Annotated in this window: 21 protein-coding genes and 2 tRNA genes; 10 read left to right on the top strand and 13 right to left on the bottom strand. The window is 48.2% G+C overall.

The annotated features are described in order from the left end of the window. Positions 1-273: 273 nt before the first annotated feature. Positions 274-350 (top strand) — tRNA-Arg (locus tag M2298_RS25250). Between the two features lie 260 nt (positions 351-610). Then, positions 611-3,235, top strand: coding sequence for a S8 family serine peptidase (locus tag M2298_RS25245; RefSeq protein ID WP_173599955.1), 2,625 nt, complete (start codon positions 611-613; stop codon positions 3,233-3,235). A 286-nt stretch (positions 3,236-3,521) separates the two neighbouring features. Here the strand turns inward: M2298_RS25245 and M2298_RS25240 are convergent, their stop codons facing one another. The 3 genes from M2298_RS25240 to M2298_RS25230 form a co-directional block, all read right to left on the bottom strand. Then, positions 3,522-5,132 carry an ABC transporter permease gene (locus M2298_RS25240; RefSeq protein ID WP_173597995.1) on the bottom strand — a complete coding sequence of 537 codons (1,611 nt, stop codon included), beginning with the start codon at positions 5,130-5,132 and terminating at the stop codon, positions 3,522-3,524. Beyond that, complete coding sequence (locus tag M2298_RS25235) at positions 5,129-6,010, bottom strand: ABC transporter ATP-binding protein (RefSeq protein ID WP_173597996.1); 882 nt, start codon at positions 6,008-6,010, stop codon at positions 5,129-5,131. Before M2298_RS25235 ends, M2298_RS25240 begins: the two co-directional genes overlap by 4 nt. Positions 6,011-6,323: 313 nt before the next feature. Continuing rightward, a complete protein-coding gene (locus tag M2298_RS25230; RefSeq protein WP_274874649.1) occupies positions 6,324-6,548 on the bottom strand; it encodes a hypothetical protein in 225 nt (74 codons plus the stop codon). Positions 6,549-6,588: 40 nt separating this feature from the next. Here M2298_RS25230 and M2298_RS25225 point away from each other — a divergent pair, with 40 nt between their 5' ends. Then, entirely contained in the window at positions 6,589-7,728 is a 1,140-nt protein-coding gene (locus tag M2298_RS25225; RefSeq protein WP_280649221.1) for a hypothetical protein, read from the top strand. An 88-nt stretch (positions 7,729-7,816) separates the two neighbouring features. On the opposite strand, the gene M2298_RS25220 is transcribed toward M2298_RS25225, so the two are convergent. After that, a complete protein-coding gene (locus M2298_RS25220; RefSeq protein WP_167470366.1) occupies positions 7,817-7,984 on the bottom strand; it encodes a hypothetical protein in 168 nt (55 codons plus the stop codon). A gap of 48 nt (positions 7,985-8,032) precedes the next feature. Between M2298_RS25220 and M2298_RS25215 the strand changes: the two genes are divergently transcribed. Continuing rightward, a complete protein-coding gene (locus tag M2298_RS25215; protein WP_233454141.1) occupies positions 8,033-8,689 on the top strand; it encodes a hypothetical protein in 657 nt (218 codons plus the stop codon). 54 nt (positions 8,690-8,743) lie between these two features. Here M2298_RS25215 and M2298_RS25210 read toward each other — a convergent pair whose 3' ends face one another. Further along, positions 8,744-9,154 (bottom strand): DoxX family protein, encoded by a 411-nt coding sequence (locus M2298_RS25210; RefSeq protein WP_122966069.1) that lies wholly within the window; start codon positions 9,152-9,154, stop codon positions 8,744-8,746. A gap of 200 nt (positions 9,155-9,354) precedes the next feature. On the opposite strand from M2298_RS25210, the gene M2298_RS25205 reads away from it, so the two are divergent. Beyond that, a complete protein-coding gene (locus M2298_RS25205; RefSeq protein ID WP_122966068.1) occupies positions 9,355-9,702 on the top strand; it encodes a winged helix-turn-helix transcriptional regulator in 348 nt (115 codons plus the stop codon). A gap of 120 nt (positions 9,703-9,822) precedes the next feature. Here M2298_RS25205 and M2298_RS25200 read toward each other — a convergent pair whose 3' ends face one another. Further along, positions 9,823-10,185 carry a helix-turn-helix domain-containing protein gene (locus M2298_RS25200; RefSeq protein ID WP_122966067.1) on the bottom strand — a complete coding sequence of 121 codons (363 nt, stop codon included), beginning with the start codon at positions 10,183-10,185 and terminating at the stop codon, positions 9,823-9,825. A 167-nt stretch (positions 10,186-10,352) separates the two neighbouring features. On the opposite strand from M2298_RS25200, the gene M2298_RS25195 reads away from it, so the two are divergent. Further along, positions 10,353-10,571 (top strand): helix-turn-helix domain-containing protein, encoded by a 219-nt coding sequence (locus tag M2298_RS25195; protein WP_122966066.1) that lies wholly within the window; start codon positions 10,353-10,355, stop codon positions 10,569-10,571. Positions 10,572-10,942: 371 nt separating this feature from the next. Here the strand turns inward: M2298_RS25195 and nagE are convergent, their stop codons facing one another. From nagE to M2298_RS25165, 6 genes are all read right to left on the bottom strand, one after another. Next, a complete protein-coding gene (gene nagE, locus M2298_RS25190) occupies positions 10,943-12,382 on the bottom strand; it encodes an N-acetylglucosamine-specific PTS transporter subunit IIBC (protein ID WP_173598000.1) in 1,440 nt (479 codons plus the stop codon). A gap of 151 nt (positions 12,383-12,533) precedes the next feature. Next, on the bottom strand, positions 12,534-14,243 hold the full coding sequence (gene ptsP / locus M2298_RS25185) for a phosphoenolpyruvate--protein phosphotransferase (protein WP_280649220.1): 1,710 nt from the start codon (positions 14,241-14,243) through the stop codon (positions 12,534-12,536). A gap of 27 nt (positions 14,244-14,270) precedes the next feature. Further along, entirely contained in the window at positions 14,271-14,534 is a 264-nt protein-coding gene (locus M2298_RS25180; RefSeq protein ID WP_063230279.1) for an HPr family phosphocarrier protein, read from the bottom strand. Positions 14,535-14,574: 40 nt separating this feature from the next. After that, positions 14,575-15,072 (bottom strand): PTS sugar transporter subunit IIA, encoded by a 498-nt coding sequence (locus tag M2298_RS25175; RefSeq protein WP_242773344.1) that lies wholly within the window; start codon positions 15,070-15,072, stop codon positions 14,575-14,577. A 146-nt stretch (positions 15,073-15,218) separates the two neighbouring features. Beyond that, positions 15,219-16,079, bottom strand: coding sequence for a glucose PTS transporter transcription antiterminator GlcT (glcT, locus tag M2298_RS25170; RefSeq protein WP_122966062.1), 861 nt, complete (start codon positions 16,077-16,079; stop codon positions 15,219-15,221). Between the two features lie 351 nt (positions 16,080-16,430). Then, complete coding sequence (locus tag M2298_RS25165; protein ID WP_217365347.1) at positions 16,431-16,934, bottom strand: ribonuclease H-like YkuK family protein; 504 nt, start codon at positions 16,932-16,934, stop codon at positions 16,431-16,433. Between the two features lie 279 nt (positions 16,935-17,213). Between M2298_RS25165 and tadA the strand changes: the two genes are divergently transcribed. Next, positions 17,214-17,693: a tRNA adenosine(34) deaminase TadA gene (gene tadA, locus M2298_RS25160; RefSeq protein ID WP_217023333.1), complete on the top strand. Its 480-nt coding sequence runs from the start codon at positions 17,214-17,216 to the stop codon at positions 17,691-17,693. A 61-nt stretch (positions 17,694-17,754) separates the two neighbouring features. Here tadA and M2298_RS25155 read toward each other — a convergent pair whose 3' ends face one another. Continuing rightward, complete coding sequence (locus M2298_RS25155; protein WP_122966061.1) at positions 17,755-18,474, bottom strand: pseudouridine synthase; 720 nt, start codon at positions 18,472-18,474, stop codon at positions 17,755-17,757. Between the two features lie 159 nt (positions 18,475-18,633). Here M2298_RS25155 and M2298_RS25150 point away from each other — a divergent pair. From M2298_RS25150 to M2298_RS25140, 3 genes are all read left to right on the top strand, one after another. Further along, positions 18,634-18,722 (top strand) — tRNA-Ser (locus M2298_RS25150). A 176-nt stretch (positions 18,723-18,898) separates the two neighbouring features. Continuing rightward, positions 18,899-19,588, top strand: a complete 690-nt coding sequence (locus tag M2298_RS25145; RefSeq protein ID WP_173599948.1) for a MerR family transcriptional regulator — start codon at positions 18,899-18,901, stop codon at positions 19,586-19,588. After that, entirely contained in the window at positions 19,585-20,010 is a 426-nt protein-coding gene (locus M2298_RS25140) for a toxin-antitoxin system TumE family protein (RefSeq protein WP_173597994.1), read from the top strand. The genes M2298_RS25145 and M2298_RS25140 overlap by 4 nt, the downstream gene beginning before the upstream one ends. The last annotated feature ends 20 nt before the right edge of the window (positions 20,011-20,030 follow it).

Here is a 20,030-nt window from a genome sequence, read left to right as displayed (position 1 = left end):
AGGCTGCAGGTGAGAGTTGCTTGTAGGAGTTGGAATGGGACAGATGGGATAGGTTGGTGTTTTGGGTTTGGGGTGGTCGCTGGTCGTATATATTGTCTGGATATGACTGGCGGCATGTTTTGATCAGGATCATTTTCGGGATGCGAAAAAACCTTGGAAAGCCAAGGTTTTTTTGCATGGAATTTGCCAAAAGATGTGTACCTGCATATAATAAGAAGGTAGGTGAGGCGTCAGAAGAAGGCTCTTTGCCGCTTTTTGAAACAGTCCATACTTGTCCCCGTAGCTCAGCAGGATAGAGCAACGGTTTCCTAAACTGTAGGTCGGAGGTTCGAATCCTCTCGGGGACGCCATTGAAGAAAAAACCTTGATATAATCAGGGCTTTTTCTTATGAAAACAAGTCTGATTTGTATCTATAAAAACCAGAAGTATACATTTATTTACAAAAGATTACACTACAGGCATTTTCAGCGAGCGAAGATGACTTTTTGATAAAATGAAGACAAGCAAATAAGAAGTAAGCCACTCGGGGCGCCGGGTGGCTTTTTTGTTTGCATACTGGTCAAAATCTTTCAATTGATCAGACAAAACATAAATCAAAGGAGAGATCGTATGCGTAACAAAGAACTGAGGAACAGAGAGTGTTCGAAAAAGATTGCCCATCGTTACATTGTTAACTTTATCGATGGAGTTAGTGAGAAAGAGCAAAACAAGATCGTAAAGCAATTTGGTGGGAGAGTGCTAAAAAAATTCCGTACTCCAGCATTTGATCGTTTCGCTGTAGTTCATATTGACGATGCGCAGGTTGAGCAACTCCTAGCTCACAAGCTTGTTGAGAGTATCGACCAAGATATCGAGGCTGGAAGTCCGTCTAGTAATGAAGTAGAAACGTGGGGACATGCAACAGCTCAACTATATAACTTTTGGAATGCGGGATACACTGGTGCAGGAGTAAAGGTGGCCATTATTGATACTGGGATGTCTCCTCACCCGGACCTGCCAACGCCTCTTAGTACTTGGAATGTAGTAACCGATTCTACTGATGTGACAGATGTTAATCCAAGTAATCATGGACACGGTACCTGCAGTGCTGGCATCATTGCAGCTCGTAGTAATGGTTCCTTTGTAAAAGGCGTTGCTTTTGACTCTAACATTCATGTGATTAACTGTTACTTTCAAAAAGCAGGGGATACTCAAAGGTCTTATACGAATATTTCCTATACAACCGACGCGCTCCAATATGCTGCAACTTTGGATGTTGATGTTGTACTTTGTAATGTACAATTGATCGCTGGAAGTGCTTCTATGCAAGCTGCATGCGATATTTTAGAGGCAAAAGGTGTTCCTATCTTAGCAGCTGCAGGTAACTTTGCAGATGCGAATGGGGATATTACCAAGGATACCGTATATTACCCTGGACATTACGAAAAGGTTGTTGCAGTTGGTGCAGTCCAAAAAAGTTCGAGTTTCCCTTATCTAAAACGAGCATCATATTCAGGTACTGGCCCTTATTTGAATATCGCAAGCTTCACTGATTTGGAGACGACTAGCAAATCTGGAGGATATAACTATTCTTATAGCGGAACATCGTGTGCGACTCCCTTTGCTACGGGCGTAATGGCGTTGCTAAAACAGGCATATCCGCACTATTCCGCGCAGCAACTGAGGGATAAATTATATGAAGGTGCCACACCTTTTGGAACAAAAAATGAGTATGGCGTTGGTCTAATTGGCCTTCCGGCATCGATTCTACCATCAAGCAACACACCGTCTTTTCCGCTTCTAGCAGCATCTACAACGGAAGATTTCTCTGACTCAAACTTTAATTTTAATCTTACAGGAGATTTTGTAATCGGGACTGATAGTGGCCGGACAGTGTTAAGAACTCCCGCATACTCGAATACAGGTACGGGTATTAGCCGGTTCACTTTTCAAGTGCCGGGAAATGCAGTAAATCCTCAAATTAGTGTGACACACAGGAGCGATTGTAGATGGACTGATATTATGCTGGTGACGGTTAATGGTATGCCTATGACTTACGCAAGCAATATTGAGTCCAACTATAAAACGGATACACTTGCCTTAAAACCAGGCGGAAAGTATCTCGTAGAACTTCGGTGGGATAAGTACGAATCCTATTCCGCTGGCTCAAACGCGGTGTTTATCGATAGCATTTCTGTTAACTTCACTACCAGTGGAAGTGGCGGAGGAACTCCAGGGGATTCTATCACCAATCCAATTGTTGTTTCTGGAACATCTGCAAACGGAACCTTGCTGGATACAAAAGATGTATATTTTAAATACATTGTACCAACTACGGGAAGCTATACTTTCACAACGTCGGCATCCTTTGATTCTTACATGCAACTGCTCGATAGCTCCCAAAACCTTTTGGCACAAGATGACGACAGCGCAGGCAATGCGCAACCGAAAATCACATACACGCTCTCTACTGGTCAAGTGGTATACTTGAAAGTCTACGGATATAACCATGGAGCCGGAAAAAATGGCCCAATTACATTAAATATTACACCCGCATCAGTAGGATCTGTCCCAGGTACGCCCAGTGTATCAGTTGGATCGCCTACTACCTCTAGTCTGACAATTAATATGTCTGCTACAGGTGCTACAAGTTTTAACGTATACCGTAGCACATCAGCGTCCGGTACGTACTCACTGATTGCATCTGGTGTAACATCCCCATACATGAATACTGGCCTCTCTTCTAATACAACGTATTACTACAAGGTTGCTGGGGTGAATAATTATGGTACGGGTGCGCAGTCAGCATATGCCTACGGGACAACAAGTAATAGTGGAGGAGGCGTAACACCAACTACCATTGTAGAGGATTTTTCTGATAGCAGCTTTGATCCGCGCCTAAACTTATCACTTAGTGGATGGGAATATGACCCTTCTGTTGGCTCAATTATGGCTATTGTTGCTGAGTCTACAGCAAGTGCAACACTAAGTGTAGATATTCCATCTGGAGCCGCTACAAGAACTTTGAAATTTGACTACAAAGGTATGATTATGGGTGGTAGCAGTGGTATAAATTATACTCAAGTTTTCGTGAATGGAGTTTTGAAACAGACACTTACTGATTCTGATGTACAATGGAGAACGCAGACAATCAATCTTGGAACTGGTTACCAGGCTATTGAAATACGTGCTTCGTCTTCTTCTTCGAATACCTGGACAGCGGTAATTGATAATATCATTGTTAGTTGGAAGTAAATAAAACATTCTGAGAGCCCAATTAAACTTGGGCTCTTTTTCTATTTATATAACAATACAGTCAGGGGTGTGAACTTGCATTGGCAATCAATTTCGATGAAATCAAAAGAGAGATGAAATAAAAAAACTTTCTAGAAATTGTTCGGCCAAGATGGGTTAAATTGCCCAGCCAACATCCAGATGCAGCATTTGATGCCGAATAAAAGACCAGGATGGCATGAAAGCAAAACAAAGAGCCTGCCGCGTTTTAAACGGAGAGGAACAGAGACCCCTTGTCTTGTAAAACCTACCGCCTAACCTGCCTTCCCCGCCCCCAAACAACCAACACAAGAAGCCCAACCGTCACCATCAAAAAAACATAAGGCACCCCCGCCTCAATCGTCCCGTCAACAACGCCCATGAAATCCATCCACTTCTCCTTGTTCAACGTACCAGTAAACATAATCAGCAAATAAAACGCCTCAAATGCCTTATTACTGCGGGTCCAGACACCCATTGCAAGAGCAAGCGAGGGAATAAACAACGCACCAATTCCCCAGGCCAACAACCCGCTCGCATCGCCTTCCACCATATATCGCACGGCAAGACCGCTGCCTGTCAAAACAGCAACGATCAACCCCGCCAGCCACGAAACAGGGATTTGCCTTTGCAGAGGGGCTGGGCTGGAAAAAATGATATCCCTCGTGTTGTAGCGTATCTCTCTAACCCCCATGTTCGACCAAAGCAACACAGGCCAAAGCCAAGCGAGGGGAGCGATGATTCCTTTTGCCAATGGAAGCGGTGCAAACAGCGTAAGAACAATGAACAAAAAGGCAATGGCATACCACCACAGCGGTTGGCCTTTGAGCATGAGCTTTAACTCTACCTTCAACATATCCCATGCATGAAACCGCATCGTTACCTTGCTTAAAGCAGCCGCACGCCGATTTGATGATTCAACCCATTTATTTTTGTCATTTTCCACATCACTGCTGACTTCCTTGCGAGAGAAAAAGCCAAGCTGCCATTTGCCCGATTTTCTTATTGGTTTATCGAAGCCACGAAATGCCACAGAAGCCAGCAGGAGCAACGGAATGGCGATGATGATCCAAAAAATCCGGCTGATAAAAATATCCCAACTCCAGTTCACGCCGCTCCAGAGGAATGTTTGTAGCGGTTCCTCTACTAAAACGACGCCGTCTGACAGAACTCCTGGCGCTTGGGGAAACAAGTGCTTATAAGATTCACTGATGCTGTCTTTAAAAATTTCTCTTCCGGTAAAGCTGCTGATAGGGAGGCCGAAAATATCAAAGGTGGGGATGCTGATCAGCACAGTAGGAGCCCAGATGCAGAAGAAAAACAAGATGTTCCCAAAGCCGGTTCGAAGCACGGGGAGTGTTTCGAAAAGTACGGCAAGTGCGGATAAAGCAAACATGCCAGGCAAAATGATAATGACCATCGGCAAAACAAACGAACCAAGGTCGATAGTCAGGACCTCCTGACGCAGCAGCTGCATGACGATGGCCATCGTAAACGTCAAAATGACAATGATCGTCAGTATCGCAAAGTTGCTTAGAAACTTGCCAGCCATATAGTCAAGCTTGCGGAGCGTTGTCGTTGAAATGATTTGGCCGACTCTAGTTTGCCGATCGCGCTCGATCGTATTTTTTATCAAAAAGAAGCCAAACATCGTCAAAAAGCTCATGACGGAAATGGAAACGGCTGCTCCGATCCAGGCAGAATTAAGGACACCGCGATATTGGTCTATTAACAACACGGCGTATGTCGCCTGACTGTTGGGAACGAACAGAAAGGCGCCGATGATGGAAAGAAACAAGGTAACCAAAAATCCATAGCCGCGGGTGCGCTCTAACAGGTCAGCTCGTGCGATATGATAAACTTTGCGAATCCTGCTCATTGCCGCACCTTCCCGTGGCTGGAAATGCAGTGCAGATAGGCGTCCTCCATACCGGGCGAAACTAACTGGGCGTCATTCGACGGCGACTCGTCCGAGACAATGCGGAGCAAAACACCGCCACCAGAGCGAACCGTACTGCTGATCATCCATTTTTTGCGCAGCTCCTGAACTTCGGACGAGCTAACGCTCCATTCCCATACCTTGCCTTGCACAGTTTCCAGCAGCTCATCCGGCGAGGAATGATGCAGGAGGTGTCCTTTTGACAAAATCGCTATGGATTCGGCAGTAGCCTCCACATCGGACACAATATGCGTGGAGAAAATGACGATGCGATCACCGGAGAGGTCCGACAACAAGTTTCTGAAACGTACCCTTTCTACGGGATCAAGCCCGACAGTCGGCTCGTCTACGATTAAAATTTTCGGATCATTGAGCAGCGCCTGAGCAATTCCGATACGCTGCCGCATTCCTCCCGAATAGCCCCCGATTGCCCGTTTGCGCACATCGTACAAGTTAACGACGTGCAGCAATTCATCAATCCTAGTCTTGGCTTCTTTCCTGTGGACCCCTTTGATCGCTGCCATGTATTCGAGAAATTCCACGGCATTGAGGTGAGGATACACGCCGAAATCTTGCGGTAAATACCCGAGATTTTCACGAATTGCATCAGGATTTTGAAAAATATCGACGCCGTTCCATAAAATCGTGCCGGTCGTTGCACTCGTAATCGTCGAGATGATGCGCATCAAAGTGGACTTCCCCGCACCGTTTTCACCAAGCAGCCCGAGCACGCCTGGTTTCAACTGCAAACTGAAATCTTTAAGTGCCCAAAAATCTTGGGAATACTGCTTGCCGACACAATTCAATTCCAGTTTCAAGCTCCGATCCCTTCTCTCTGTATACTCTCCACTCCAAAAGACATTTGATCGATAGAAAACAAAGTATTCAGGGGTGTTTTTAATGATATAGCAAAGCTGTTATGCAAGCAATTGAAAGCTGAAAGGGCGTTGCTTTTGTTTGTCATGGTAGAGGAAAACACAATTATGCAAGTTTTGTAAAAATATGTAGTATTACGTCGGAGGGGGATGGTAATATCTTCTTGTTCTAATATGAATGACAAGTTCTGGTCTGGAAAGGCAGGCATTACATGCGAAAACAGATGATAGTAATGTTGGCGGGAGCACTTGTGGGTCAATTAGTCATCGCGGACGGGTACGCGGCAGCAGGGTCGTCTTCTTCTAGCAGAGGTTCCAGCTCCTCGGGCAGCAGCAGTTCTTCTAGCAAAAGTTCCAGCTCCTCGGGCAGCAGCACCTCCAGCAAAAATTCCGGCTCTTCAAGCGTCAAATCATCGAGCAACAGCAAAAGCTCGTCCTCGAAAAGCACAAAAAGCTCAAAAAGCACCTCTAAATCGAGCAAAGTAAAATCCAAAACATCGAAGAGCGCAACTCCTTACTACGTGGATCACGACGACGATGATGATGACGACGATAATTACTACGAATACAACGCGGAGGAAGATACAGGGGAAGCAGAATGGAGCAGCGAAGAGGAGAGCGAAGCCGATGCTAATGCCGACGCCAATGCTGCTTCCGAAGAAAGCAGCTCCGCCTCCAATAGCCAACCAGCACCTCCTGAGGAAGCGGTCAGGAAGGATCTGATCCAGTTACTGCCTGCGAATGCCCCTTTTTCTATAGACCTGCAGGCAAATATTTTGGCTGACATGAAAAAGCATCAGTTGCTGCCGAACCAGATTTACCGTATCTGGATTGACGGGCAACACCGTTACTTTTTGCTGCAAAAGAACGGGAAGGTCGAAGAAGTGAGTGGAAACCAACTGCAAAAGCGCCAGCTTCCGGTATACGATTTGGCACTTTTGTCTGCGTCATTGCTCGATTATTACAGGGACATGTTCACCAGCCACAACCTCCCGACCAACCAGATTTACACAGTGGAAGAGGATGGCGGGCTAAAAGCCCATCTGTTCCTGCAATCGAACGGAGCGCTGGCATTCTTTCCTGCGTATGAAGCTGTCAAAAAGAAAGTTCCGATCGTGGAGGCGTCTTCGCTGCTCGTTTCCGATGAAATCCTTTATTCGTACATCAAGGAGATGAGGGAAAATCAATTCCCGCTCAACATGGCTTACCGCAAAAAGATCGGCTCCATCGAAAGATACATCTACCTCGACGAAAATGAAAACGCCAAGCTGATCAGCACCACAGAAGCGAAAAAGCACCAGGTGGCAGACTACGAGCAGATGCTGATTCCCCAAGCAGCTATAGAGAGCAGCAAGCTTGCCATCATGCAGTCAGGAGTCCCGGCGCAAAAAGTTTATGCCATGCAAGTGAATGGCTTGCCCAAGCTGTTTCATTATAAGGACAACCAGACGGTAGAGTTGATCACCAGAAGTAGCGCAAGCAAGTATGAAACTATACCATTCGATCAGGCCGTCCAGACGGTTCAGGAAGAAGAAGAGAAACAGCTCTTCTTTGAGAGCGTAAAAAAATGGTCGATGTTTGGTCTTTTTGTCCTTCTTCTTGCACTTATCGGGCTTGTGCTTTTCTTGAACAAAAAAGGAATCGTTGCGCGCAAGAAATAAACGCGATGAGGCAGCGCTCCCCAGTAAAAAAATGGGACTTCGTTCATCTCTATGCTGGTAACGTAACAAGCATTTACAGCGTCTTACTTTACATAGGATCATCGCGATTTCTTGGGTCGTAGCCCTCGTCGATCGAGTGATTTTTGTCCTTGTCGATGAGCAAGGTTTGTTTCTTCCTTTTTGCACGCCAGTCAATCAACACTCCAACCAGCAAGATAGCCACACAAATGATTGTGAACAGCAGCCAGAAACGCATTAGTATCACCTCAATTTTTTATGTGAAGGAATACAGGAGGAATGGCAGTTGAAACGATTTATTTATGTGGCGATTGCAGCGAGTATGTTGGTAATCGGCTGTTCGCCCGGGGCAAGCGAGCCTGTCGCATCGAAAGACACACCGTCAGCAGGGAAGCAAGAGCAACAGCCGAATCCGGCCCCTCAAGATGAAGGGACAAAAACGGAGCAGGGATCAGAAGAAGCAAAAGAAGGAAATGAAACAACAACAGATGACGCACCGAATGGCTCCAAAATCATTATCGATGGCAACTTTTTGAAGCAGCTCGCCAGTAACGAAATCAACGGTTTCGACATAGCGATCGGGATGACCAAGCAAGAGGTCATCGAGCTTTACGGGCGTGTAATCAAAGAGGATTATTACGATGGCGGACGTTATCAAGCTTTTGAAAATCTTTCCGGCGGCATTGTTTATTTTGATGGGAAAAACCGCGTCTATGCGATCGATCTGGCCGGGGAACACTTGAATCAGACTAACCTCAATGTGATTCGCCAGCAGCTGGGAACGCCCGTTGCCCAAGGACAAAGCATGGTAGACGAAAAATTTGACCTGTACTATGAAGCGGGGGAAAACTCCGTATTTATCAGTGCGAAGGACGAACACTCGCCTGTAGAGAAAATCAGGATCATCAACAAAAAAATGCTCGATGAGTCTCCACAGGATTAGGATAGCAAAAAAAAGCAAAGCCAGCAGGAAGCAGTTCTTCCGCTGGCTTTTTCATTATTCTACAGATCGTTTTCCAAACAGAATGTGATCGAGCCCAAACTTCGAGCTGCCGCTAATGCTAAGCGCAATCAAAATCGCAAAGAGAGCCAGCTCCAGCTCATAGCCAGCGCCACTTTCTCCGCCCATGAAGCCGGCCGCCAGCTTGGCTTTGGCAATGGCACCGATCATGACAACAGCCAAGGCGGCAGAGAAGATACGTGTGCCAAGTCCCGCAATCAGGGCAATCCCGCCGACGACTTCAAGGAACGCAACCAAGTAAGCGATAAAGGCAGGCAGACCGAGGCTGCCAAAGAATCCGGCGACATTGTCCAAGCCCATTTGGAACTTGGCAATCCCGTGGATAGCAAAAGTAAGACCTACCACAATTCGTAAAATCAAAGCGCTCCACTCAAAACGATTTTCCATGTATAATGACCTCCGATTTAGTTTATATCAGTAACGTAGTTACTTTTTGTTAGTAAGTATACATTAATTATTATTTATGTCAATACGATCTGGAAAATTTACAAACGTTGGAAAGTGCAGATTATTAGGTACAAAGTAATCATTCATTTTGATGGAATGCAGAAAGAGCGGTATACTGAAAGGAGAATGAGGTGATACCAATGAAACAGTCTTCCCTCTGTCCTAAGTTTGAAAAAGGGATGCAGCTGCTGGGGAAACGGTGGACAGGGCTAATCTTATACCAGCTGCTTTCTGGACCACAGCGCTTCTGTGCGTTGGAAGGGGCCTTGCCCGTAAGCGGAAGGCTACTTTCTGAACGGCTGAAGGACTTGGAGAAGGAAGGTCTTGTACATCGGCAAGTGTTTACGGACTCAGCTCCGGTGCGGGTAGAATATTCGTTGACGGAGATGGGGAAGGCTCTGGAGCCAGTGATCAAAGGGATCGAATCGTGGGCCCAGAGCTGGATCGAGCTTGATGCCGCAGATATGGCAGATCACAGCGTAGAGTAGAGCAGAATATACACAGTTGCAAAGCAAGACCTTGTCCAAGCTGTTGACGGGGTTCAGGTTGCACTTACCGAGATACATGCAAAAAACCCCTGAATCCAGGGGTTTTCTTCTTATGTGCGTCTAGTTGTCTTCTTGTGTCTCACTTTGTCTTGACTTCCACTTTATAAATTCGATGTGCCGTTTGATCTCAACAAGCTCCTCTTCCGTTAGCCCGTCAATATCCAGAAAAGGGACGGGCGTCTCCCGAACGGATGCTTGCCGCCAGAATGGCGTCGGGTTATCTGTTCTTCCATGAAGGTAATCGGTCGAGACATCAAACAGGTCAGCGACTTTGGAAATCAAGTGAAAATCTACGCCTTTCTTTTCGCCCGATTCAATTCGCGACAAAACTGTGTTATGGATGCCGAGCTTTTCAGCCAATTGAATTTGTGACCATTGCCTTTGCTCGCGCAGCCACTTTATGCGTTGACCGACTATGGACATCGTGAAACCACCTTTTTGTTTTTGGCAATTTCATTCTAACAATTTTCCATAACGGAAAAAACAATATTGCTAAAATGACAAATAATGTGTTGACTTTGCTAAAATTGAAACGATATCATGTAACTATAAATATTTGCCATTTCTGCAAAGAAGGAGGGAAGCTGGATATGGAGCGTCTGAACCTCCCCTTTATCGCAAAACGACGAAGTGAGTGTAAGCTTACGCTACAAGAAATGGCGGAATCACTTGGTTTTCGCAATGCTTCCACGTATTTGAAATACGAAAAAGGCGAATACGACTTCAAGGCGAACCATCTGCCTATTTTGGCAAAGAAACTCAAGTGTGGCTTGCACGAGTTGTTCATGATTATCTTTTTGTTGTTTTAGCAAAGATACATTAGATAAGGGGTGGGTAGATTGGAAGCGCGGGAGGCGAACAAGAGGCAGCTGGAAGTATGGAAAAAAACGCTGGAGTACGAAATAGAGATGATGGCACCTTACAGCAAGTCGGCGTGCACAGCGTTTATGGATCGGTTGGTACGATTTGAGTTGGAGCTGGAGCAACAAGCGATGTTCCCCCCAGAGAAAGTGCTCGTTAGCTCCAATGTCCCACATTATTAAAAAAGATGTGCCTCTTGTGTCGGGTTCATAAGGCAGGACTTATCAGACTTCATCATTCATACGAGGAGGCTTCATGCCCATAATAAAAAGCCCGGTACGGCAGATGCCAGCCCCGGGCCTATTTTATTGGTTCGACGTTACAGTTTCTTGATTTCGTCCTTCAACAGCTCGGACTGTGTTCCGAATACGACTTGCACGCTGCCTTGACCCAGCTTCATTACGCCTGCTGCGCCAATATCTCTCAGCCCTTTTTCATTGACGATTTTGTCGTCCTTCAGCACGAGACGCAGGCGGGTAATGCACGCGTCAACACTGATGACGTTTTCTTTTCCGCCGATCAGAGCGAGTACCCTTTGCGCCTTGTCTTGCGTCGAATTGCTGCTGGCAGTTGTAGTTTCAACGGCGTCATCGTCTTCTCGTCCCGGCGTTTTGATGTTGAACTTGACGATCAGGATGCGGAACAGGAAGTAGTAGACGACGGCGAACGCCAAGCCGATCGGGATGATCGACCAAGCATTGGTGGAAAGCGGGAAGTTCAACCCGTAGTCAATCAGACCAGCGGAGAAGCCAAATCCGTGCTTGATTCCCATTGCCGTTACGATATACCCGGAAACCCCGGTCAAAATCGCGTGAAGCACGTACAGCGCTGGAGCAGCGAACATAAATGCAAATTCAAGCGGCTCGGTAATCCCTGTCAGGAACGAAGCGAGCGCGGTACCGATGAAGACAGAAGCGATTGCTTGGCGCTTTTCCGGCTTGGCAGAATGAATGATGGCAAGCGCGGCTGCTGGCAATGCGAACATCATGATCGGGAAGAAGCCTGTCATGAACATGCCGGCAGATTTGTCTCCGGCGAAGAAGCGATGCAAGTCGCCATGTACGACTTTGCCAGTTGCATCGGTAAAATCACCGATTTGGAACCAGGCAATGGCGTTGAGTACGTGGTGCAGACCGAATGGAATAAGCAAACGGTTAAAGAAGCCGAACAGACCTGCTCCAAGAGCGCCAAGGCTTACAATCCAGTTACCCATACTGTTGAGCGCGTCCTGAATCGGCCCCCAGATGATCCCGAAAACAAGACCGATGACGACCATGCTAAGCGAAGTGACAATTGGTACAAAGCGTTTGCCGCCAAAGAATCCGAGCCATTCCGGCAGCTTGATGTTATGGTAGCGGTTGTAACAATAGGAAGCGACTCCGCCCGCCAAAATACCGCCAATGACACCCATGTTCAGCTTGACGTCGTCTGCGATGAACGGCATGGCTGCAGGGACTTTGGAAAGTACGGTGGTCAACACCATGTAGGCGATCACAGCAGCCAGGGCGGCTACGGCATCCCCAGCGAGTCCGATCGCAACACCGACAGCGAAGATCAGCGGCAAGTTGTCAAAAATCGCAGATCCGCCTGCAAACAAAAATGGCGCGATATACTGGTTCAAAAATCCACCAACCGATTCTCCGAGATGAAACTCGGTCACGTAGTTGATGGCGCCGAAGCGGAGCAAAAGCGCCGCAGCAGGCAGTGTGGCGACTGGAAGCATGAGTGCTTTCCCAATCCGTTGCAAAAAGGCGAGCATAGGAAAAACCTCCTTAGAATGAGATGTCTATCAAAAAGCTGCTCTCCGGATGAATGCAAGAGATGAGGGCACGAGAATTGGCCGGAGAGAAGCTGTTCTGATCAAGAAAATGAATTTGAAATCGCTTTCAAATAGGCAGGGACAAAACCGTTTATTCGGTTTTGTCTTGCAAAAGCGCCACAACCTCTTCCACAGTCGCAAGAGCAAGAACTTGCTCCGCCAGCTGCTGCGCTTTTTCCATACTGGTGTTGCGAATGCGCTCTTTGACCTTCGGCATAACCGAAGCGGCACCACTGAACTCGTCGAGGCCCATGCCAAGCAACAGCTCGGTAGCGAGCGGGTCGCCAGCCATCTCTCCACATAGCCCCGTCCAGATTCCTGCCCGGTGGGAAGCGGCGATGACGTTGGAGATAAGCCGCAGTACCGCAGGGTGGTAGTAGCTGTAGAGATCGGCAACGTTCGCGTTCATTCTGTCGACCGCAAGCGTGTATTGCACGAGATCGTTGGTGCCAATGCTGAAGAAATCGACTTCTTTGGCAAAAGCGTCAGCTTGCAGGCAGGCACCGGGAATTTCCATCATCATGCCGACTGAGATTTGCTCGTCAAAGGCGACGCCTTTTTCCCGCAGCTCGGCTTTTGCCTGTTCAAGCAAACGTTTGGCTTCCCGCAGTTGCCCCAGGTGGGAAATCATCGGGAACATGATCAGCAGCCGTCCAAAAGCACTGGCGCGCAATAGCGCTCGTAGTTGAACCAGAAACAGTTCCGGGCGGGCCAAGGAAATGCGCATCGCTCTGAAACCGAGAAACGGATTGTCTTCCTGGGGAAGCTCAAGCGCTGGCAAATGCTTGTCGCCGCCAACATCGAGAGTACGAATAATGACCGGCTTGTCGCCAAAGGCTACAGCAACTTGCTTGTAGGCGGCAAACTGCTCTTCCTCGTCGGGCAAAGTGCTGCGATCCATGAACAAAAACTCGGAGCGGAACAGGCCGATGCCTTCTACGCCAGATGCGGCAAGCGCGTCTGCTTCTTCGGGAACCGCCATGTTGGCCATCAAGTGAACGCGGTGTCCGTCAGTCGTTTCCGCAGGCAAATCCTTCAATGCCGCGTAGGCAGCGCGTTCAGCTGCTTCCTTGGCGGCCTTTTCCTCGTAGCGCGCCAACGTTTCCGCGTCGGGCGAAACAATCAGGTCGCCTGTGGCACCATCGAGGATCAGCAAGCTTCCGGCAGAGACTTTTTCCATCAACTGTTCTCCGGCTCCCATGACCGCCGGAATCCCCAAAGAACGAGCCAGGATAGCCGCGTGCGAGGTCGCGCCCCCTTTTACCGTGACGATGCCTCGTACAGATGCGAGCGGGAGTTGAAGCGTCTCCGAAGGGGTGACATCCCACGCCGCCAAAATAAACGGTTCCTCCGGGAAAACTGCCTCCTCGTCTGTGCCTGAGAGGTTGCGGATCAAGCGGCGGCTTACATCGCGGATATCGTCTGCCCGTTCTTTCATATAGGCGTCATCCATGCTTTCGAACAGGCCGACGAACTGGTCAGATACTTGCTGCACAGCAGCGGTGGCAGCCAACTGTTTGTTTTCGATCAGCGAGGACATTTCCCCGACAAAAGCCGGGTCTTCCAGAAAAGCCATATGCGCGGAAAGAATCGCTGCTTTTTCTGCGCCTAATTGCTCTTCTGTTTGTTCTCTCAGCTTTTCCAGCTGCTCGCGCGCTTGCTCGACGCTTCTGGCGAGCAGCTCCAGCTCTTTGCTCGTGTCTGCTGGCGCAGTTTGCGCGGGAGCGGACGGGGCAGCGTGTGACAAAATGACGACTGGGGCGATCGAGATGCCGGAAGAAACCGGGATTCCTTTTAACATGTTTGCTTCACCTTCTTTCGCTGCGAATTAGCTCTGAAAAGATTGCTCAAACAATTGCTGAATGGAAGCTGCCACCGTTTCCTCGTCAGCGCCGTCCACGGATACGAGCAGCTTGTCGCCCTGGGTTGCGCCCAAGGTCATGATCCCCAAAATGCTGCGGCCATCCACTTGTTTCTCCCCTTTGTTCAGGGTGATTTTCGATTGGGTTTGCGCCGAGCGATTGACCAAAAGAGCGGCGGGACGAGCGTGAAGCCCGCCCTCTACCGTGACTGTTACTTCAAACTGAATCATGTGTACCTCCCCCAAACAGATGCTTCTTTGTCCAATCCGGTTATTTCAGGACGACTGTCATCAGCGGCTGCTGGCCAGCTGCGACATTTCCTTGCGCCACGACGTTCTTTTCCGCAACGACATCGCCGTTGGTAATGACAATCGGGGTAACGATCGGGCATCCGGACTCTTGCAATACGGCGATATCAAATTGAATCAGCTTGTCGCCCGCTTTTACCTGGTCGCCGACAGAGACGAAGGGGGTAAAGCCTTTGCCCTGCAATTTCACGGTATCGATCCCGATATGCATAAGCAGCTCCAGACCGCTGTCGGTCGACAAGCCAATCGCATGATGGGTAGGGAAGAGATGGGTGACTTTTGCGTCAACCGGAGCGTACAAGACGCCCTCAGTAGGCAAAATCGCTGCGCCATCGCCTACGACTCTCCCGGCAAATACGGGATCGGGTACTTCCGACAAAGGGACAACACTTCCGGTCAAAGGAGCCAGAAAGGTGATTTCTTGTTGTTGTTTTTTACGGGAAAACAGATTGCGTAGCATAAGTTCCTCCTTTTGCGTCTGAACGAAAATAGGCATGAGACGGTCTGAGCATACGACGACATACTTACTATGTCCGTATGATCTCACCGCTCATGCCTAGTCGAGCTAGTAACACGCAGGATTATCATCGATTTTGAGTTGTTGATTCAAGGCTGTTGCTGCAACAACCGATAAACATGCAAGGCCATGTAGCCGACTTCGTCTTCCGGGACTATGACTTCCAGCCGGTTCGAGATATAGGCAGCCAACTCGGACGCCAGTTCGTATGCTTCCGGAATCGTGGTTTGGACCCGGTCCAGCAAGGGGTTGTGAATGGTCTTTTGCTGGCGAATGCGCTCTACAGCAAAACGCAGATGAGTAATGAGACGGACGTAATCGACCGTGCTTCGCTCGATGGTTCTGTCTGTCCGCTGCTCGATCATGCTGACCAGTTCGCTGATCACATTCGTGAACTGAACGGCCTTTTTCACTGGCAGGTAGCTGATCGCCGAATGAATGTGCAAGGCGAGAAAACCGATTTCGCTATCTGGAATATCCAGGTCGAATGCCTTCTTGATCATGTCCGCAGCCCGTTTTGCCAGCGTGTACTCTTTGGTGTAGAGCGTCTGGATTTCAAACAGGAACGGGTTCACGATCTCCATGCCATTCCGCAGGCGGTAAATGGCGAACTGGATGTGGTCGGGCAGGGCGACGTGGACGTGTTCGTTAAGTTGCGGGGTAATTTCACTGGCGATAAGCGCGATAATCTCTTCGGCTATTCCTACCACGGCAGGATCGACCTGACTGAGTATCGTTTGGTACTGTTTCTGATGGTTTTCATTTTCCAGCCTGAAGCGCTTCTCCACACGCGGGTCATGGGCGGGGATGGTGTTCCCAGGCTTTGCGCCAAATCCGATTCCTTTTCCGAACAGCACAATTTCCAGCTTGGTGCCGGGTTCTTCCACAAGTACGACATTATGGTTCAACACACGCGTAATCGCATATGTTTTTTCCTGTTCACGGGACAAGCCATTCCACCACCTTTAAACAAAAAAGAGCCGAAAAAACCTTTTTAACAATTAAAAAGATCTTCTCGGCTCATGCCTGCATTACCAGTAACACGCCTTGTGAAAACGCTTCAATTAATGCTTATAATAGCTCAGCTTCACAAGCGTTGTCAATCACCCTGTTTGCATCGGAAAGTTATGGTTGAGTATAGAAGAGAGTATATGTATTTTCGCTGATTCTGGCAGCAGGATTTCCCCCTGCTTGTCCAGAAGTACGTGAACCGCCTATGGAAAAGAACTCAAACAAAGCGGGCGGATGCGTCAGAAGCAGTCCGCCTGCACGCTTTGTTCAAGGAAGAATCAAGATCTTCACTACTTGGTAAACTTGTCGGCAATCGTGGAAGCACAGAAAGAATTTGGCTTGATTTCCGCCCGGAAGTGATTGGTTTCAGCCAAACTCAGCAACGCCTGGATAAACTTGCGGGTAGGCCCGTTGGCACCGATGTCAAAGTGCAGACGTATCGGAGTATCGAGTTGATGATCGCGCAAATATTGGCGGACTTCAGTTGCCAAGCCTACCGCGTACATGGCTTCCTGGAAAATGCGCTGCTGCAAGGATGAATAACGGCGTTCCTGAAACTTGTGATAAAAGAAGGTCCCACCGTGTCCGGGTCGAATAACCGTGATGACCAGGGCGAAAAAGGTTCCGCGACTTTTCAGCTGGGAATCGGCACCCACAATAATCTCGAATGGACCTGCCATCGACGAGATGGTTTGTTCAATGTGGGAAAATACGTCTTCTTTTGCCAGCTGTCCTCTCGTCGGACTGTGAAAACGATCAAACAACGTGCTTGCAGAGGTTAAGCCCACTCGCATCCCTCCAGATAGAGGCTATCTGTGAATTACAAACATCTTCCGTACATCATTAATGTATGTAATCTGGCAGAGAGTATGTGAACAGGTATGGACAAAAACTTCGCGAATCAACATTTTGATCGGCACGCGTCTGTTTTTATGCGGCGAATGTCCGGTGAATGGAATCGCGCTTGTGGCGCCTTGCCTGCGAGCAAGCTGAGAATTGACCGGGAAAAAGAAAGCGGCTATTATGTGTGGCTGCAATCGGAAAACATCTATAAAGGAGTTTTTACAATCGTGATGGAATCAGGTAAACACGAAGAATATATGAGAGCGGCGATGGAAGAAGCACAAAAAGCAGCGGCGATCGGAGAAGTGCCAATCGGGGCAGTCATCGTCCGCAACGGGGAAATCGTCGGCCGCGGCTACAATTTGCGGGAAACGCAAAAAGACCCGACTTTGCACGCGGAAATGATCGCGATCCGCGAGGCGAGCGAGCGACTGGGCGGCTGGCGGCTGATCGGCTGCACACTGTACGTCACGCTGGAGCCTTGCCCCATGTGTGCGGGTGCCATCGTGCAGAGCCGCATCGAGCAGGTCGTGTACGGCGCAGGCGATCCCAAGGCAGGATGTGCCGGGACATTGATGAACTTGCTTGCTGAGCCGCGCTTCAATCATCAGGTTCCGGTGGTGGAAGGAGTCCTGGCAGACGAGTGCGCCCAGATGCTCAAAGATTTTTTCCGCGGCTTGCGCAAAAAAAGACAGTCAGATCAAAAGTGATCCAACTGTCTTTCGGGCATCGCCCGGTACTGTTTCTTACGTAACATGCCGGGCAGACGTATTATTTGTTTACATTTTGCAGCAGGTTCAGTTCTTCTTCGGTCAGCTCGCGGTATTCGCCGGGAGCGAGTGCCGGGTCGAGATGGAGCGGGCCCATGCGAATGCGTTGCAGATAGGCGACATGCAGACCGAAGGCGGCAAACATCCGTTTGACCTGATGAAATTTTCCTTCCATAATGGTGACGCGAATCTCGGAGACTTCCCCGGACGAGAGAATTTCCAGCTTGGCAGGCAAGGTAGTGAAATCCTCCAGCTCAACGCCTTTGGCAAATTCCCGGACGTGTTGCTCGGTAACGATGCCATCAATGCGGGCAAAATACTCCTTGTCCACTTTTTTCTTCGGGGAGAGCAGGCTGTGGGAGAGCTGTCCGTCATTGGTCAAAAGCAAAAGGCCCTCTGTGTCGATGTCCAGTCTGCCTACCGGGTGAACCTTGACCGCCCACTCGTAGGGAAGCAGGTCGACTACAGTTTGATGCACGTTATCTTCAGTAGCGGAAACTACCCCAGGGGGTTTGTTCAGCAGGACGTACACCCAGCGCTTGAAATTGATCGGCTCTCCGTCCACAGTAATTTCCTGTTCTTCGGCTACGACGTGCATGCCAGGATCGGTTGCGACTACGCCGTCCACAACAACCAGCCCTTGCTTCACCAGCGCTTTCACTTCCTTGCGCGTGCCAAACGCCATATTCGCCAGCACCTTGTCCAAACGTTCTCGTTTCATGTATGTTCCTCACTTTTCCTCTGGTCAAAAAAACCTGACTCGTGTTGTTAATAGTTTGGCCTAATGCGGCGAGCAAATCAAGGGGAAGCGTACAAGTTGAGTCTTGCACTTTTCGCGCGGATTTGCTATAGTTAATAATGTTTCTGACAAACCATTCATGGAGAGATACCCAAGTGGTCATAAGGGGACGCACTCGAAATGCGTTAGGCGTCGTGAGGCGTGCGTGGGTTCGAATCCCACTCTCTCCGCTTACAAGTGGCTCAACGGATAATTCCGTTGGGTCATTTTTTGTTGTCAAAAAAGGCAGTGGAGAACAGGGATAATTGCGCAAAGCCTTGACTATATTGAGAAAAGAAGGTTGCAGTTGTGTTGCAGTTTTTCTTGTAGTTTACTTGCAGTTTGATTAGAATAGGGGGTGAGTGAGGTGACGTATATGGCTATAAGTGAAGCAGAAAGAAAAACATTTGAACGTGTTATTGCAGAGGTAGGCAGCGATCCGGAAAAAGCTGAAGCTACTCTCAAAGTGCTGTTTAATGTCATAAAAAAAACGACACCAATATCGGTTGAGCTCCAGAGCGAGGTAAAGAAAATTCTCGACCAATATCCGAATCAGACAATTCATGCTGAAATACAAAAAGATTTGCAAAAGCTTGGGGCAATATTGATGCATGTTGCTCAAGAAGAAGAATTTGGGAGAACGTATTCAACAGGCCAGTTGGCGAAAATTTTCGGAGTCAGCATTACGACAATAAATAACTGGATTTACGCAGGGCGTTTTATCGGCGTAGAACGCTCTCAGAGAAACAAGCAAGCTCGCATATCTGAAAACACATTGTGGGTCTCACCTTCAGAAGAAAGAATACCTGTACGGGAATTTGCAGAGATTTATGAGCAAAAAGAACAAATAGAAAAGACGTTGACATCCATCCAAGATGGAAATTTGCATCGCATCCGTTTTATCGTAGAGACGATAGATTTTTATGAAAAACGTTACGGAAAGCCGTATCACGAAGTAGTTGTCGAAAAAGGAAATCCAGATGATTCCGAGGATTGGATTTGGGCGAGGGAAGGGAAAGAATGGAAGTCTCTGCTTAAAGAGATTGGGGATTTATGATCGGCAACCCTGCTACAAATTTGGAGGTGCTAAAAAAGACTTTCGGTCATGCGATACAATTCATACGGAATACCGACAGTACAGGCATGCCAAGTTCGATATACGCCCAACGAGCAACCATTGTCTTCTCTGACAGCTCCAAATTATATGTAACGGAAAAGCTGAATAAACAACAGTGCATCGAAGAATATTGGTACGATTGGATTGCCGCGGACGATAAAACAGTATTGGGTAAGTATCATGGCGAGCCACACGAAGATGAGTCGTATCAGACAGCAACGGAACCGTATCATGTCCACCCGCCAGAGTATGCCAAATTGACCAATCAAACACGTTTCCCCAATTATTATTACAACGATTTGTTCTCCATCGTTGAGGGAATTTTTTTATTTTATTTATTGCCCAATCGATCTCAAATCTAATGCTTTTTAAAGGACAGAAA

It is taken from the genome of Brevibacillus sp. 1238 (assembly GCF_029892995.1).
GTDB lineage: Bacteria > Bacillota > Bacilli > Brevibacillales > Brevibacillaceae > Brevibacillus > Brevibacillus parabrevis.
The sequence above is the reverse complement of the archived record's forward strand: the minus strand, read 5'-3'. Positions and strand labels throughout refer to the sequence as shown.

Bases quoted from the DNA above. Each gene is read 5' to 3' on its own strand.
- M2298_RS25245 (WP_173599955.1), top strand. From the start codon at position 611: ATGCGTAACAAAGAACTGAGGAACAGAGAGTGTTCGAAAAAGATTGCC.
- M2298_RS25240 (WP_173597995.1), bottom strand. From the start codon at position 5,132: ATGAGCAGGATTCGCAAAGTTTATCATATCGCACGAGCTGACCTGTTA.
- M2298_RS25220 (WP_167470366.1), bottom strand. From the start codon at position 7,984: ATGCGTTTCTGGCTGCTGTTCACAATCATTTGTGTGGCTATCTTGCTG.
- M2298_RS25210 (WP_122966069.1), bottom strand. From the start codon at position 9,154: ATGGAAAATCGTTTTGAGTGGAGCGCTTTGATTTTACGAATTGTGGTA.
- M2298_RS25205 (WP_122966068.1), top strand. From the start codon at position 9,355: ATGAAACAGTCTTCCCTCTGTCCTAAGTTTGAAAAAGGGATGCAGCTG.
- M2298_RS25200 (WP_122966067.1), bottom strand. From the start codon at position 10,185: ATGTCCATAGTCGGTCAACGCATAAAGTGGCTGCGCGAGCAAAGGCAA.
- M2298_RS25195 (WP_122966066.1), top strand. From the start codon at position 10,353: ATGGAGCGTCTGAACCTCCCCTTTATCGCAAAACGACGAAGTGAGTGT.
- nagE (WP_173598000.1), bottom strand. From the start codon at position 12,382: ATGCTCGCCTTTTTGCAACGGATTGGGAAAGCACTCATGCTTCCAGTC.
- ptsP (WP_280649220.1), bottom strand. From the start codon at position 14,243: ATGTTAAAAGGAATCCCGGTTTCTTCCGGCATCTCGATCGCCCCAGTC.
- M2298_RS25180 (WP_063230279.1), bottom strand. From the start codon at position 14,534: ATGATTCAGTTTGAAGTAACAGTCACGGTAGAGGGCGGGCTTCACGCT.
- M2298_RS25175 (WP_242773344.1), bottom strand. From the start codon at position 15,072: ATGCTACGCAATCTGTTTTCCCGTAAAAAACAACAACAAGAAATCACC.
- M2298_RS25165 (WP_217365347.1), bottom strand. From the start codon at position 16,934: ATGCGAGTGGGCTTAACCTCTGCAAGCACGTTGTTTGATCGTTTTCAC.
- tadA (WP_217023333.1), top strand. From the start codon at position 17,214: ATGGAATCAGGTAAACACGAAGAATATATGAGAGCGGCGATGGAAGAA.
- M2298_RS25155 (WP_122966061.1), bottom strand. From the start codon at position 18,474: ATGAAACGAGAACGTTTGGACAAGGTGCTGGCGAATATGGCGTTTGGC.
- M2298_RS25140 (WP_173597994.1), top strand. From the start codon at position 19,585: ATGATCGGCAACCCTGCTACAAATTTGGAGGTGCTAAAAAAGACTTTC.